This window comes from Curtobacterium sp. Csp1 (assembly GCF_013347185.1).
The window spans coordinates 1601962-1616568 of record NZ_CP054594.1 but is presented as its reverse complement, the minus strand read 5'-3'; the positions used below and the strand labels follow the sequence as shown (position 1 = coordinate 1616568).

Genomic DNA, 14607 nt, shown 5'->3' with positions numbered 1-14607 from the left:
CCTCCAAGCCGGCGGTGTGGCGTCGCCAACCTGGGCCGATCCATGTAATGACATTCGGCCAAACGCGGTGTACAGTCGTGACCGTCCGACGATGAAGCCGCACGGAAGGTCCCCGCGTCGCATGACCGATGAAGCCCCCCACGCACACGACGTGATCACCATGGGCCGCGTGTCCGTCGACATCTACCCGCAGCAGACCGGCCCGCTCGAGGATGTCACGACCTTCTCGAAGTCCGTCGGCGGCAGCGCCACGAACGTCGCCATCGCCGCCGCACGGCACGGTGCCGACGCCGCCGTGATCACCCGCACGGGCGACGACCCGTTCGGTCGCTACATCGCTCGGACACTGCCCGAGTTCGGCGTCGCGAACACGTTCGTGGAGACCGTCGCGGGGCTCAACACCCCCGTCGCGTTCTGCGAGGTGTTCCCGCCGGACGACTTCCCGCTGTACTTCTACCGGGCCCCGAAGGCGCCGGACCTGATGATCACCACGAAGTCCCTGCCGCTGCACGAGATCGAGCGCGCGCGGGTCTTCTGGACCACGGTCACGGGCCTCAGCGAGGAGCCGAGCCGCAGCGCCCACCACGCGGCATTGAGGGCGCGGAGCGAAGCGGAGCTTGCCCGAGGGATGTATACAGTGCTCGACCTGGACTACCGGGCGATGTTCTGGTCGAACCCCGCGGCGGCGACGCGCGAGGTCGCCGTCGCCCTGGAGCACGCGACCGTCGCCGTCGGCAACCGCGAGGAGTGCGAGGTCGCGGTGGGGGAGACCGACCCGGTCCGTGCCGCCGACGCCCTGCTCGACCGCGGGGTCGAGGTCGCGATCGTGAAGCAGGGCCCGAAGGGCGTGCTCGCCAAGACCCGCGACGAGGTGGTCGAGTTCCGCCCGCACACCATCGACGTCGTCAACGGCCTGGGGTCGGGCGACGGGTTCGGCGGCGCGCTCGTGCACGGACTGCTGCAGGGGTGGTCGCTCGACCGCACCCTCGCGTTCGCGAACGCCGCCGGGGCCATCGTCGCCACCCGCTTCGAGTGCTCGACGGCGATGCCGACGAGCGACGAGATCGAGCAGTTCCTGCAGGAGAACCCCGTGCAACCCACCAAGGAGGACGTCGATGCCTGAGATCAGCTCCGCCGACTTCGCCCGCCTGCGCGACCTGCGGGCCGGTGCACCGGAGCGGGTCGCGGACGTGCTCCGCACCCGCACCCGTCGCCCGCTGCTCGCCGACGACGGCAAGCTCTTCATCGTCGCCGCCGACCATCCGGCGCGCGGCGCCCTGGCGGTCGGGTCCGACGCCACGGCCATGGCCGACCGCTACGAGCTGCTCGAGCGGCTCGTCGTCGCCCTCGGTCGGCCGGGTGTCGACGGGGTGCTCGGGACGCCGGACGTCCTCGAGGACCTCGCGCTCCTCGGCGCACTCGACGGCAAGGTCGTCGTCGGGTCGATGAACCGCGGCGGACTCCGCGGCGCGACGTTCGAGCTCGACGACCGCTACACCGCGTACTCTGCGCAGGCGATCAAGGACGCCGGGCTCGACTTCGCGAAGCTGCTGGTCCGCGTGGCCCTCGAGGACGCCGGTACCGTCGCGACGCTCGAGGCGACGGCGAAGGCGGTTAGCGAGGCCGCCGCGCTGCAGCTGCCGATCATGCTCGAGCCGTTCATGTCCTCGTGGCGTGACGGCAGGGTCGTCAACGACCTGTCGGCCGACGCGGTGATCACGTCGATGGCCATCGCCGCCGGACTCGGCGAGTCGAGTGCCTACAGCTGGCTGAAGATCCCGGTGGTCGACGACATGGCGCGCGTGATGGCGGCGACCACGCTGCCGACGCTGCTGCTCGGCGGCGACCCCTCCGGCAGCCCGGACGAGACGTACGCGACGTGGGCCGACGCCCTCGCGCTCCCCGGGGTCCGCGGACTGGTCGTCGGGCGCACCCTCCTCTACCCCCGGGACGGCGACGTGGCCGCGGCCGTCGACGTCGCCGCGTCCCTCGTCCACGGCCTGGAGGACCGGGGCCGGTCCGCCGCACCGGCGCACGTCCCGCACTCCTCGACCCCGGCACCCGCCCAGCAGCCCTCGCCCCTGTCCGTCCCGGAAGGAAGCAACGCATGACCACCACCGAGTCGACCGACCAGCGGTCCGGCACCACGACCGTCGGCCACTGGATCGACGGGGAGCACGTCACCTCCACCTCCGGTCGGACGGCGCCCGTGTACGACCCGGCGCTCGGCGTCGTGACGAAGCAGGTCGCCCTCGCCGACCAGGCCGAGATCCAGCGCGCGATCGCCAGCGCCAAGGCGGCCTTCCCGGCGTGGGCCGACCTGTCGCTCACCAAGCGCCAGCAGGTCCTCTTCGCCTTCCGCGAGATCCTGAACCGCGACAAGGCCGAGCTGGCCGAGATCATCACCAGCGAGCACGGCAAGGTCGTCTCGGACGCGCTCGGCGAGATCGCCCGCGGACAAGAGGTCGTGGAGCTCGCGACGAACATCCCGTCGCTCATGAAGGGCGAGTTCTCCGACCAGGTCTCGACCGGGATCGACGTCTACTCGATCCGGCAGCCGCTCGGCGTCGTCGGCATCATCTCGCCGTTCAACTTCCCGGCGATGGTCCCGCTCTGGTTCCTGCCGATCGCGATCGCAGCCGGCAACACCGTCGTGCTGAAGCCGAGCGAGAAGGACCCGTCCGCGGCGATCTGGCTCGCGCGGAAGTTCCAGGAGGCCGGGCTGCCCGACGGTGTCTTCACCGTGCTGAACGGCGACAAGGAGTCGGTCGACGGCCTGCTCACGAGCCCCGACGTCGAGTCGATCTCGTTCGTCGGCTCGACCCCCATCGCGCAGTACGTCTACGAGACGGGCACGAAGCACGGCAAGCGCGTGCAGGCCCTCGGCGGCGCGAAGAACCACATGCTCGTGCTGCCGGACGCCGACCTCGACCTCGTCGCGGACAACGCGATCAACGCGGGCTTCGGCTCCGCGGGCGAGCGCTGCATGGCGATCTCGGTCGTCGTCGCCGTCGAGCCGGTCGCCGACGAGCTCATCGCGAAGATCACGGAGCGCGCGGCGACGCTGCGCATCGGGGACGGGCGCCGTGGCTGCGACATGGGCCCGCTCGTCACCGAGCAGCACCGCGACAAGGTCGCCTCGTACATCGAGGTCGCCGAGCAGGACGGTGCGGTGGTCGTGGTGGACGGCCGCACCGTCCGACCCGACGGCGACGAGAACGGCTTCTGGCTCGGGCCGACGCTGATCGACCGGGTGCCGACGACCAGCCGCGTGTACACCGAGGAGATCTTCGGCCCGGTGCTGTCGGTCGTCCGCGTGCAGTCCTACGAGGAGGGCCTCGAGCTCATCAACTCCGGCGCGTACGGCAACGGCACGGCGATCTTCACGAACGACGGCGGCGCCGCCCGGCGCTTCCAGCGCGACGTGCAGGTCGGCATGATCGGCATCAACGTCCCGATCCCCGTGCCGGTCGCGTACTACTCGTTCGGCGGCTGGAAGAACTCGCTGTTCGGCGACCACAAGGCGTACGGCGCCGACGGCGTGAGCTTCTTCACGCGGCAGAAGGCGATCACCTCCCGTTGGGCAGATCCGGCCGAGAGGGGTGGTCCCTCGCACGGCGGGATCAATCTCGGCTTCCCGTCGAACGGCTGACCCAACCGATGGCTGGACAGCACTGGTTCAACCCGCGCGGCAGCCGGCCGGAGGCCGGCTGGACCGACGTCGTGGACGGACGCATCGCGGGGTGGGAGCACACGGGTCTGCGGACCGGCACGGTGTCCGACGGGGCCGAGCTGCGCCTCCCGGCCGCTGCCGTGGAGCGCATGGTCGTGCCGCTCTCGGGGAGCTTCCACGTCACCTGGTCCCGTGCCGAGAACGGCGAGCAGGGCCTGGAGGGACGTGGCGGGGTCTTCGAGGGACCGACCGACGTCCTGTACCTGGGGTCCGGACTGCAGGCGCAGATCACCGGATCCGGACGGGTCGCGGTGGCCGAGGCGCCCACCGACGTCGTCAAGCCGGTCGCGTACATCGCGAAGGCCGATGTCCCCGTCGAGCTCCGCGGGGCCGGACAGTCGTCGCGGCAGGTGCACAACTTCGGCACCCCGGCCGGGCTCGACGCGGTGAAGCTCCTGGCGTGCGAGGTGATCACGCCGGCCGGCAACTGGTCGTCGTACCCGCCGCACAAGCACGACACGCACCGTGACGGCGAGGAGTCGAACCTCGAGGAGATCTACTACTACGAGGTCGACGTGGCCCGCGGCGTGGACGCCCCCGCCGGCGCCGAGCCCTTCGCCCTGCACCGCACGTACGCCTCCGACGACCGTCCGATCGACGAGTTCCGTCAGGTCCGCACCGGCGACGTCGCCCTGGTGCCGTACGGCTGGCACGGTCCCGCGGTCGCCGCACCGGGCTACGACATGTACTACCTGAACGTGATGGCCGGGCCCGACCCGGAGCGCGTCTGGAACATCACCGACGACCCCGCGCACGGCTGGGTCCGCCAGGTGTGGGACACCGAGACGATCGACCCGCGCCTGCCCTACGGAGAGGAGACCGCCCGATGAACACCCGTCGGATGACCGTCGGCCAGGCCCTGGTCGAGTTCCTGGCGAACCAGTGGACCGTCGACGGCGACCACCGCGAGCGGACCGTCCCCGGGATCTTCGGGATCTTCGGGCACGGCAACGTCGCCGGGCTCGGGCAGGCGATCAAGCAGCTGCACGTCGAGCAACCCGGTCTGCTGCCGTACCACCAGGCGCGCAACGAGCAGGCGATGGTGCACCAGTCCGTCGGCTTCGCCCGCATGCACCGCCGCCGCGCGACCTTCGCCGCGACGGCCTCGGTCGGCCCCGGTGCGGCGAACATGCTGACCGCCGCGGCGCTCGCCACGACGAACCGGCTCCCGGCACTGCTGCTGCCGTCGGACACCTTCGCGACGCGGACCACCGACCCCGTGCTGCAGCAGATCGAGCTGCCGCACGACACCTCGCTCCAGGTGACGGACGCGTTCCGCCCGCTGTCGCGCTACTTCGACCGGGTGGAGCGACCTGAGCAGCTGTTCTCGATCGCCCTCGCGGCGATGCGCGTGCTGACCGACCCGGCCGAGACCGGCGCCGTGACCATCGCGCTGCCCGAGGACGTCCAGGCCGAGGCGCTCGACGTCCCGGTCGCGTTCCTGCAGCCCCGCGAGTGGCACATCCGACGGCCGCTGCCCGAGCGCGGGCCGCTCGCCCGCGCGGTCGCGGCCATCCGGGCGGCGGAGCGCCCCGTGGTCGTCGCCGGCGGCGGCGTGCTCTACGCCGACGCGGCCGACGCGCTGCGGGAGTTCGTCGAGGCGACGGGCATTCCGGTCGGCACGTCCCAGGCCGGCGGTGGTGCCCTCGCGTGGGACCACCCGCAGTACCTCGGCGGCATCGGCGCGACGGGCACGGCCGCGGCCAACGCCGTCGCGGCGCAGGCCGACGTCGTGATCGGGATCGGCACGCGGTACAGCGACTTCACGACCGCGTCCCGGACCGCGTTCCAGGACCCCGACGTCACCTTCGTCAACGTGAACGTGGCGTCCTTCGACGCCTACAAGCACGGGTCGCAGCTGCCGGTGATCGCCGACGCCCGCGAGACCCTGACCGCCCTGACGGCCGAGCTCGCGTCGTACTCGGTGGACGCCGGGTACGCCGACGAGATCGCGACGCGCAAGGCCGAGTGGGACGCGGTCGTCGACGCCGCACTCGCACCGTCCGGCAACGCGCTGCCCGGGCAGGCCGAGATCATCGGCGCCGTCCAGCGCGCGTCCGACCCGCGGGACGTCGTCATCCAGGCGGCCGGGTCGCTCCCGGGCGACCTGCACAAGCTGTGGCGGGTGCGCGACGAGCTCGGCTACCACGTCGAGTACGCGTTCTCGTGCATGGGCTACGAGATCGCCGGCGGGATCGGTGTCCGACGTGCCGCCCCCGACCGCAACGCGATCGTGATGGTCGGCGACGGCTCGTACCTGATGCTGCACACCGAGCTCGTCACCGCCGTGGCCGAGGGCATCAAGATCGTCGTCGTCCTCATCCAGAACCACGGGTACGCGTCGATCGGGCACCTGTCCGAGACCGTCGGGTCCGAGCGGTACGGCACGAAGTACCGCTACCTGGACGAGACGCAGTCGTTCGAGAACGGCGACCCGCTGCCCGTCGACCTCGCCGCGAACGCCCGCTCGTACGGCGTCGACGTGATCGAAGTGCAGCCGGGGCCGGACGTGATCGCCGACCTCGAGGCCGCCGTCCGCCAGGCCAAGGCGAACGACCACACCACGCTCGTGCACGTCGACTCCGACCCGCTCGTCTACGCCCCGGACGGCCACGGCTGGTGGGACGTCCCGGTCGCCCAGACCTCGACCCTGCCGAGCACCCAGCAGGCCCGCGCCGAGTACGAGCAGCAGGTCGCCGCCCAGCGCCCGCTGCTCGGCTGAGACACCCGCCCACCACTGCAGAGAGACACCACCCGCCATGACCGAAACCCCTGCCGCCTCGATCCGCATCGGCACCGCTCCCGACTCGTGGGGCGTGTGGTTCGCGGACGACCCGAACCAGGTGCCGTGGCAGCGCTTCCTGGACGAAGCCGCCGCCGCCGGGTACCGGTGGATCGAGCTCGGCCCCTACGGCTACCTGCCGACCGACCCCGCGCAGCTGTCCGACGAGCTCGAGTCCCGCGGACTCCGGCTGTCCGCCGGCACCGTGTTCACGGGCTTCCACAAGGGCGAGGACCAGTTCCAGCGCGCATGGGACCAGGCGGTCAAGGTCGCCGGGCTCGCCGCCGCGCTCGGTGCCGAGCACCTGGTCACGATCCCCGACCTGTGGCGCTCGGACGCCACCGCCGAGGTGCTCGAGTCCCGGACGCTGACCGACGAGCAGTGGGAGCGGCTCGGGAAGGGGCACGACCAGCTCGGCAAGGCGCTCCTCGAGGAGTACGGCGTCCACCAGCAGTTCCACACCCACGCCGACAGCCACGTCGGGACCTACCGCGAGACCGTGCGGTTCCTGTCGGAGACGGACCCCGCGTACACGAACCTCTGCCTGGACACGGGTCACTTCGCCTACTACGGCGGCGACAACCTCAAGCTCATCGCCGAACACCCCGAGCGCATCGGCTACCTGCACCTCAAGCAGGTCGACACCGACCTGCTGTTCGACGTCCTGAAGAACGACGTCCCGTTCGGCGACGCCGTCGCGCAGGGGATCATGACCGAGCCCCCGCACGGCACCCCCGAGCTGGCACCGATCATCGAGGCCGTCGCCGCGATCAACCCGCAGATCTTCGGGATCGTCGAGCAGGACATGTACGGCTGCTCGGTCGACGCCCCCGGCCCGATCGCCGAGCGCACGTTCCAGCACATCTTCGGCTCGACCGCCGCCGCCCGCGTCTCCTGACGCACCGCCAGCACCGCGTCCACCCCCTCCAGGAGCACCCCATGAGCAGCAACCAGAACCTCCGCGTCGCCGTCGTCGGCGCCGGCATGATGGGCGCCGACCACGTCCGTCGGATCACCGCGAAGATCTCGAACGCCGACGTCGTCGCCGTCGTCGAGCCCGACCAGGTACGCGCGCAGGCCGCCGCCGCCCTCGCCCCCGGCGCGGTCACGGCCGCGTCCTTCGACGAGGCGCTCGCCGCGACCGAGATCGACGCCGTCGTGATCGCGACGCCGGGCTTCCTGCACGAGCCGATCCTGGTGACCGCGCTCGAGCGCGGGCTCACCGTGCTGTGCGAGAAGCCCCTGACGACGAGCGCCGAGGACTCGCTGCGCATCGTCGAGCTCGAGCAGCAGCACGCCGACCACCCGGTCATCCAGGTCGGCTTCATGCGCCGGTTCGACGCCAGCTACCAGGAGCTCCGGGCGCTCCGGGAGTCCGGGGCGAACGGCGCCCTGCTGGCCCTGCACCACGCCCACCGCAACCCGACGACCCCGCCGAACTTCAGCGAGTCGATGCTCATCCACGACTCGGTGATCCACGAGATCGACATCATCCCCTTCCTGACCGGCGAGGCGATCACGAGCGTCGAGGTCAAGAAGCCGCGGAAGAACTCGCTCGCGCCGGCGGACCTTCCCGAGCCGCAGTTCGTGCTGTTCACCACCGAGTCGGGGACGATGGCGATCGTCGAGATCAACGTGAACGCTCAGTTCGGCTACCAGGTCACGACCGACGCGGTCTTCGAGTCCGGGGTCGCGTACATCGGCCGGGACAACTCGCCGACCATCGTGTCCGCCGGCCAGTCGTCGCAGGGCGTCACGCCGTCGTACAAGGAGCGCTTCGGTGCCGCCTACGACGAAGAGGTGCAGCGCTGGGTGGACGCCGCGCGGAACGGCGGCATCGACGGGCCGAGCGCCTGGGACGGGTACACGGCGTCCGTCGTGGCCGAGGTCGCCGTGCGCGCCCAGCAGTCCGGCGCGCACGAGACGGTCGAGTACGCGCTGACGAAGCCCGCGTTCTACGACACCGCGGCCGAGCGCGAGCCGGCGACCGCGGAGGCCTGATGCCGAAGATCGCTCTCGACCCCACTCCGTTCCACCACGACCTGTCGCTGCTGGAGTTCCCGCAGAAGGTCGCGGACCTCGGCTACGAGTACCTCCAGCTGACACCGCACAAGGACTTCATCCCGTTCTACCGGCACCCGAAGGCGGACGACGACCTCGTCGACGCGTTCGCCGCAGCGTGCCGCGACGCCGGGGTGCAGGTGGCGAGCGTCCTGCCCGTGCTCCGCTGGTCCGGCCCGGACCGCGACGCCCGAGAGGCCGCGGTGACCAAGTGGAAGCGGGTCATCGAGATCACGAAGCGGCTCGGCGTCGACACGATCAACACCGAGTTCTCTGGGCGACCGGAGCGTGCGGAGGAGTCCGAGGACGCCTTCTACCGCTCGATGGAGGAGCTCCTGCCGATCATCGAGTCGTCCGACCTGCGCGTCCTCATCGACCCGCACCCCGACGACTTCGTCGAGGACGGCCTCGAGGCCCTACGGGTGATCCGCGGGCTCAACTCGAAGCACGTCGGCTTCGTCTACGTCGCCTGCCACACCTTCCACTACGGCGGCGACATGGACGCGATCATGGACGCCGCGGGGGACTCGCTCCAGCTCGTGCACGTCGCCGACGCGTACGACCACCGTCGCTCGCACGGCCTCCGGTACATCTCGAACCCGCCGGGGAACACCGCGCGCGTGCACCAGCACCTGCCGGTCGGACAGGCCGACGTCGACTTCGACGCCTTCTGGGCGGGCCTGGCACGCATCGGTTTCACCGACCGGGACGACACCGTCGCCGTGTCGAGCGTCTTCGCCGAGGACGAGAACGCCGACGCGGTGTCCCGCTCCCAGCTCGACGCGATCACGAAGGGACTCACCCGATGACCACCACGCTCGAGACGGCTGCCGACCGGGCCGCCGCGGACCCCCGCCCGGTCACCCTGCAGGCCGCGACCGCCACGCCGACGGCGCTCTGGAACGACTCCGCCGACCCGCGCGAGCTGTCCACCGCGATCCACGAGTACGGCGCGGCGGCGCCACCTGCAACCCGGTCATCGCGTTCACCTGCATCCAGCAGGACCCCGACCGGTGGGTGCCCCGCATCCGCGAGATCGCCGCGGAGCACCCGACCGCGGGGGAGTCCTGGATCGGCTGGAAGGCGGTCGAGGAGCTCTCGATCGCGGCCGCCGAGCAGCTGCTCCCGGCGTTCGAGGCCTCCGGCGGCCGCAACGGTCGCCTCAGCATGCAGACCGACCCGCGACTGCACCGTGACCGAGACGCGCTGGTGGAGCAGGCCGTCCGGTTCTCCGGGCTCGCGCCGAACATCATCGTGAAGATCCCCGCCACGAAGGTCGGGATCGCCGCGATCGAGGAGGCCGCGTACCGCGGGGTCTCGATCAACGCGACCGTGTCGTTCACGGTGCCGCAGGTGGTCGCCGTCGGTGAGGCGATCGAGCGCGCCCTGGACCGCCGGGCCGCCGACGGACTGCCGGAGCAGGAGTTCGGGCACGTCGTGACGCTCATGGCCGGCCGCTTCGACGACTGGCTGAAGACCGTCGTGGGGCGCGACCACGTGCTCGTCGACCCGGGGATCCTCGAGTGGGCCGGGGTCGCCGCCGTCAAGCAGGCGTACCGGGTGTTCCGCGAGCGCGGGTTCCGGTCGCGGGTGCTCGTCGCGGCCTTCCGGAACGCCCTGCATTGGTCGGAGTTCCAGGGCGGGGACCTCGTCGTCTCGCCGCCGTTCCAGTGGACGAAGGACATCAACGACAACGCGTTCCCCTGGCGTCCGGACGCGATCGACGACGAGGTCCCCGCACACGTCCTCGACGCCCTGCGTGCGGCCACGCCGGAGTTCGCCCGCGGGTACGACGTCGACGGTATGACGATCGACGAGTTCGACCGGTTCGGCGCGACCGTCACGACGCTGCGGCAGTTCCTGGACGCCGACGCGAAGCTCGACGCCCTGGTCCGCGACATCGTGGTCCCGGCGGCATGACCGCGGACACGATCGGCGTCGGTCTCATCTCGGTCGGCTGGATGGGCCGCCTGCACTCCCGCGCCTACCGCGCCCTGCCCGACCACTTCCCGGAGCTCGGTGTGCAGCCGCGCCTCGTCGTCGCGGCGGACCCCGTCGAGGCCGCCCGCGACCAGGCACTCGAGCGTCTGGGGTACGAGCGCGCGGTCGCCGACTGGCACGAGGTCCTCGCCGACCCCGAGGTCGACGTGGTGTCGATCTGCTCGCCGAACTTCCTGCACCGCGAGGTGGCCGTCGCCGCGGCCGAGGCGGGCAAGCCGTTCTGGATCGAGAAGCCGATGGGCCGGTACGCGAGCGACTCGCGGCAGATCCACGAGGCCGTCCAACGCGCGGGCGTGATCACGAGCGTCGGCTTCAACTACCGGCACGCCCCCGCGATCCAACGGGCCCGCGAGCTCGTCCGGAGCGGTCGGCTCGGACGGATCACGAACGTCCGCGGGGCGTTCCTGGCCGACTACTCGTCCGACCCCGCAGCGCCGCTCACCTGGCGCTTCGAGCGTGAACGGGCCGGCTCCGGGGTCCTCGGCGACCTGCTGTCGCACGGCCTCGACCTGGCGCAGTACGTCGTCGGTCGGATCGCGAGCGTGAGCGCCCTCGCCGAGACGTTCATCGAGACCCGTCCGCGCCCCGGGCGGGGGATCGTCGACCGGACGGCGGCGGCGACGGGTGAGCACGGCCCGGTCGAGAACGAGGACTACGCCGCCCTGCTGTTCCGCTTCGAGGACGGCGCGGTCGGCACGATGGACTCGAGCCGGGTGATGCGCGGGCCGCACGCCGAGTACGCACTCGAGGTGTACGGGACGAAGGGGTCCGTCCGCTGGGACTTCCAACGCCTGAACGAGCTCGACGTCTTCCTCGACGGACAAGAGGTGGCGGGCTACACGACGCACCTCGTCGCTCCGGGGGACGGCGAGTTCGCCCGCTTCCAGCCGGGCGCCGGGACCGCGATGGGGTACGACGACCTCAAGACGATCGAGGCCGCGCAGTTCGTCGCGAGCGTCCGCCGCGGGGAGCAGCTCGCCCCGTCTGTGGCCGACGGCCTGGCGGCCGCGTCGATCGTGGAGGCGGCGGAGGCCTCGCTCGCCGACGGGGCGTGGCACGACGTGGCGCGCGTCGACGGGCCGCTCACCTACCGGGCGGCGACACCGGTGCTGGAGACGCACCGAGAAGCGGACTGAAGGCGTGGTGCAGGCTGGCACCGCGCCTCCAGTCCGTCTCGGGGAGACTTCTGGACCGGCGCTTGTTAGTATGTAATGACAAAGTCCCGAACCAGGAGGCACCATGCCGCTCGTCCGTATCGACCTCGCCACCGGCCGCACCCCCGAGCAGGTCCGCGCGATCGCCGACGCGATCCACACCGCCATCGTCTCGGAGTACGGCATCCCGGAGCGCGACCGCTTCCAGGTGATCACCGAGCACCCCGCACAGCAGATCATCGCGCAGGACGCCGGCCTCGGCTTCGAGCGGACCGAGGGCGTCGTCATCATCCAGGTCTTCACGCAGCGCGGCCGCAGCGACGAGGCGAAGCAGGGCCTCTACCGTGCCGTGCACGACCGGCTCACCGAGGCCGGCGTCGCGAGCGAGGACGTCTTCATCGGCTACGTCGAGAACGGCCCGCAGGACTGGTCGTTCGGGTTCGGCCGCGCCCAGTACGTCACCGGCGAGCTCGGCGTCCCCTCCGCGAGCTGACCCGTCCCGGCTCTGTCGGGACAGTCGCACGACCTACTTGTCGACGAGGGTGACCTCGAACGAGTAGCGGTCCGGGCGGTAGCAGTGCACGCCGTACTCCACCGCCCGGCCCGATGCGTCGTAGGCCGTCCGGCTCATCGTGAGCACCGGGTCGCCGTCCTCGATCTCGAGCAGGTCGGCCTCGTCGCCGGTCGCCGCACGGGCACCGATCCGCTGCTTCGCGACCCGCATCGTCACGCCCCGGCCGCGCAGCAGCTGGTACAGGCCGTGCGCCTGCAGGTCGGTGTCGGTGATGTCGGTGAACTCCGGCGGCAGGTAGTTCTCGAGCACCGCCATCGGCACGTCCTCGGCGAACCGCACCCGGCGGATGTGGGCGACGACCGTGCCGGGGGCGACGCCGAGGGCCTCGGCCACGACGTCCGAGGCCGGCACGTCGTTCCGTTCCAGCAGCTTCGTCGTCGGCGCCTGCGACCCCTGCGCCAGGTCGTCGTACAGGCTGGTCAGCTCGACCTTCCGCGTGACCGGGCCGTGCACGACCTGCGTGCCGATTCCGCGCCGACGAACGAGCAGCCCCTTGTCGACGAGGTCCTGGATCGCCCGGCGGATCGTCGGCCGCGACAGGCCCAGGCGTTCCCCGAGGGCGATCTCGTTCTCGAGCCGGGCACCGGGGGGCAGGACACCCGAGCGGATCGTCTCCTCGATGCGCGAGGCGACCTGGAAGTACAGGGGCATCGGACCCGACCGGTCCAGGTCCAGGAACAGGTCGGACGGCAGCTGGCCCTCGTTGGTCATCGCGGTCCTTCGGGAAGACGGGGTCGGCGACAGCGCCGGACGGATTGTCGTGACAATACCACCGCGCTGTGCGGCTCCCCGGCGGCCCGCTGGCGTCAGTCGGCGAAGATCATCGGCCGGTTCGACAGGCGCGGCTGCCGCGGCTGCGTCGTCGCCCGTGGCTGCTCGGCACGCGGTCGGACCGGCGCGATGTGCACGCGCGTCGCCGCCCCGAGCGCCTCGACCGTGTCGCACCCGTGCTGGCCGGCGGCGTGCACGACGATCGCGGCGCAGGCCTCGGCGTCCGCGGCCGCGTCGTGGTGCTGGAAACCGACGTACCCCGCTGCCCGGGCGGCCATCGGCAGGCGGTAGGACTCGAGCGCGTAGGTCTTGCGGGCCACCTGCAGGGAGCACAGCGAGTGGTGCTCGGCCAGCTCGGTGCCCGTGGCGGAGCACCCGCCGGCGATCACGCCCATGTCGAAGCGGGCGTTGTGCGCGACGAGGACGTCCCCCTCGGCGAAGGCCACGATGTCCGCGTACTGCTCCGCCCAGCCCTTCGCGCCGACGACGTCCGACGCGACGATGCCGTGGATGCGCGTGTTCCACTCCAGGAAGGCGTCGTGCCCGTCCGGCGGCTGGATGAACCACGACGCCCGATCGACGACCCGGCCGCCGCGGACCTTGACGAGTCCGACGGAGCAGGCGCTGGCGGGCGAGCTGTTCGCGGTCTCGAAGTCGATCGCGGTGAAGTTCAACGGCACGGGCCCGATCGTCGCACGGGGTTCCGACATCCCCCCGTCGTGCCCTCGGCGTTGCGGCCACCGGGCGGTAGCGTCCGGAGCGTGACCGCGACCACCACGCCCCCGCTCGTCCTGCTGCTGCCCGGCGCCGGCTACGGCCGTCAGGCGCCGCTGCTGTGGTGGTCGCACGCGATAGCCGCCGGGTACGGCGCCGAGGTCGTCGCGCCCACCTGGGCGGTCGACGCCGCCGCGAAGGCCGACCCGGTCGCGTTCGTCGAGGGCGCCATCGTGACTGCGCTCGACGGCCGCATGCCCGACCTGGTCGTCGCGAAGTCCTTCGGCTCGTACGCGCTCCCGTGGGCGGTCCGCCACGGCGTCGACGGCGTCTGGCTGACCCCTGTCCTCACCGACGGCACGGTGGCCGCCGCCCTCGCTGGATGCGGCTCTGGATCCCTCGCGGTCGGCGGCTCCGCCGACCCGCTCTGGGTGCCGTCCGCGGTCGGCACGACCCGTGCCGGGCTGCACACCGTCGACGGGGCCGACCACGCGCTCGAGGTGACCGGTGACTGGCGACGCTCGCAGCGCCTCCAGTCCGACGTCCTGGAACTCGTGGACCGCCGGATCCGCACCCTGGCGTCCGGAGGCGACCCGTCGTAGATTCGCTGCATGGGGGAAGACCAGGGGACCGCCCAGCGCGGTATCGGACTCGGAGCGGCGCTCGCCGCGAGCGGCGCCGCCGTCGCGCTCGTCGTGACCGGCACCGCCTACGGGCTGTGGACCACCATCTGGGTGGCGGCGGCCTCCCTCTGGCAGCACTGACCCACCGGCCTGAAGGATCGGGGTCGGCTCCGGCGGGCGGCCGCCGGTAGGCT

General features: G+C 71.7%; 15 protein-coding genes. 13 read left to right on the top strand and 2 right to left on the bottom strand.

Going from position 1 to position 14607, the window contains the following annotated elements; genetic code table 11:
- The first annotated feature begins 121 nt into the window (after positions 1 to 121).
- The 11 genes from iolC to HUN58_RS07730 all read left to right on the top strand — a co-directional run bounded on the left by iolC (position 122) and on the right by HUN58_RS07730 (position 12224).
- Complete coding sequence (gene iolC, locus HUN58_RS07780) at positions 122 to 1123, top strand: 5-dehydro-2-deoxygluconokinase (RefSeq protein ID WP_180225594.1); 1002 nt, start codon at positions 122 to 124, stop codon at positions 1121 to 1123.
- Complete coding sequence (locus tag HUN58_RS07775) at positions 1116 to 2111, top strand: class I fructose-bisphosphate aldolase (protein WP_058741750.1); 996 nt, start codon at positions 1116 to 1118, stop codon at positions 2109 to 2111. The genes iolC and HUN58_RS07775 overlap by 8 nt, the downstream gene beginning before the upstream one ends.
- On the top strand, positions 2108 to 3652 hold the full coding sequence (locus HUN58_RS07770; RefSeq protein WP_114848924.1) for a CoA-acylating methylmalonate-semialdehyde dehydrogenase: 1545 nt from the start codon (positions 2108 to 2110) through the stop codon (positions 3650 to 3652). Before HUN58_RS07775 ends, HUN58_RS07770 begins: the two co-directional genes overlap by 4 nt.
- Before the next feature lie 8 nt (positions 3653 to 3660).
- Complete coding sequence (gene iolB, locus HUN58_RS07765) at positions 3661 to 4563, top strand: 5-deoxy-glucuronate isomerase (protein WP_180225593.1); 903 nt, start codon at positions 3661 to 3663, stop codon at positions 4561 to 4563.
- Positions 4560 to 6455, top strand: a complete 1896-nt coding sequence (gene iolD, locus HUN58_RS07760) for a 3D-(3,5/4)-trihydroxycyclohexane-1,2-dione acylhydrolase (decyclizing) (protein WP_180225592.1) — start codon at positions 4560 to 4562, stop codon at positions 6453 to 6455. The genes iolB and iolD overlap by 4 nt, the downstream gene beginning before the upstream one ends.
- Before the next feature lie 37 nt (positions 6456 to 6492).
- Complete coding sequence (locus HUN58_RS07755; RefSeq protein WP_114848926.1) at positions 6493 to 7413, top strand: sugar phosphate isomerase/epimerase; 921 nt, start codon at positions 6493 to 6495, stop codon at positions 7411 to 7413.
- A gap of 41 nt (positions 7414 to 7454) precedes the next feature.
- On the top strand, positions 7455 to 8516 hold the full coding sequence (locus HUN58_RS07750) for a Gfo/Idh/MocA family protein (RefSeq protein ID WP_180225591.1): 1062 nt from the start codon (positions 7455 to 7457) through the stop codon (positions 8514 to 8516).
- A complete protein-coding gene (locus tag HUN58_RS07745) occupies positions 8516 to 9385 on the top strand; it encodes a sugar phosphate isomerase/epimerase family protein (protein ID WP_058741744.1) in 870 nt (289 codons plus the stop codon). Before HUN58_RS07750 ends, HUN58_RS07745 begins: the two co-directional genes overlap by 1 nt.
- Positions 9386 to 9593: 208 nt before the next feature.
- Positions 9594 to 10496 (top strand): transaldolase family protein, encoded by a 903-nt coding sequence (locus tag HUN58_RS07740; protein WP_254631645.1) that lies wholly within the window; start codon positions 9594 to 9596, stop codon positions 10494 to 10496.
- Positions 10493 to 11713: a Gfo/Idh/MocA family protein gene (locus HUN58_RS07735; protein WP_180225590.1), complete on the top strand. Its 1221-nt coding sequence runs from the start codon at positions 10493 to 10495 to the stop codon at positions 11711 to 11713. Before HUN58_RS07740 ends, HUN58_RS07735 begins: the two co-directional genes overlap by 4 nt.
- 103 nt (positions 11714 to 11816) lie before the next feature.
- Positions 11817 to 12224, top strand: coding sequence for a tautomerase family protein (locus HUN58_RS07730; protein WP_058741741.1), 408 nt, complete (start codon positions 11817 to 11819; stop codon positions 12222 to 12224).
- A gap of 33 nt (positions 12225 to 12257) precedes the next feature.
- On the opposite strand, the gene HUN58_RS07725 is transcribed toward HUN58_RS07730, so the two are convergent.
- Both HUN58_RS07725 and HUN58_RS07720 read right to left on the bottom strand, forming a co-directional pair.
- Complete coding sequence (locus tag HUN58_RS07725) at positions 12258 to 13016, bottom strand: GntR family transcriptional regulator (RefSeq protein ID WP_114848932.1); 759 nt, start codon at positions 13014 to 13016, stop codon at positions 12258 to 12260.
- A 95-nt stretch (positions 13017 to 13111) separates the two neighbouring features.
- Positions 13112 to 13786 (bottom strand): exonuclease domain-containing protein, encoded by a 675-nt coding sequence (locus HUN58_RS07720; RefSeq protein ID WP_254631644.1) that lies wholly within the window; start codon positions 13784 to 13786, stop codon positions 13112 to 13114.
- 51 nt (positions 13787 to 13837) lie between these two features.
- On the opposite strand from HUN58_RS07720, the gene HUN58_RS07715 reads away from it, so the two are divergent.
- Together HUN58_RS07715 and HUN58_RS07710 are read left to right on the top strand one after the other, a co-directional pair.
- Entirely contained in the window at positions 13838 to 14392 is a 555-nt protein-coding gene (locus tag HUN58_RS07715) for a hypothetical protein (protein WP_180225589.1), read from the top strand.
- 9 nt (positions 14393 to 14401) lie between these two features.
- The gene (locus HUN58_RS07710) at positions 14402 to 14554 is read left to right on the top strand and encodes a hypothetical protein (RefSeq protein ID WP_175326642.1); all 153 of its coding nucleotides are present in this window, start codon (positions 14402 to 14404) and stop codon (positions 14552 to 14554) included.
- Positions 14555 to 14607 lie beyond the last annotated feature (53 nt).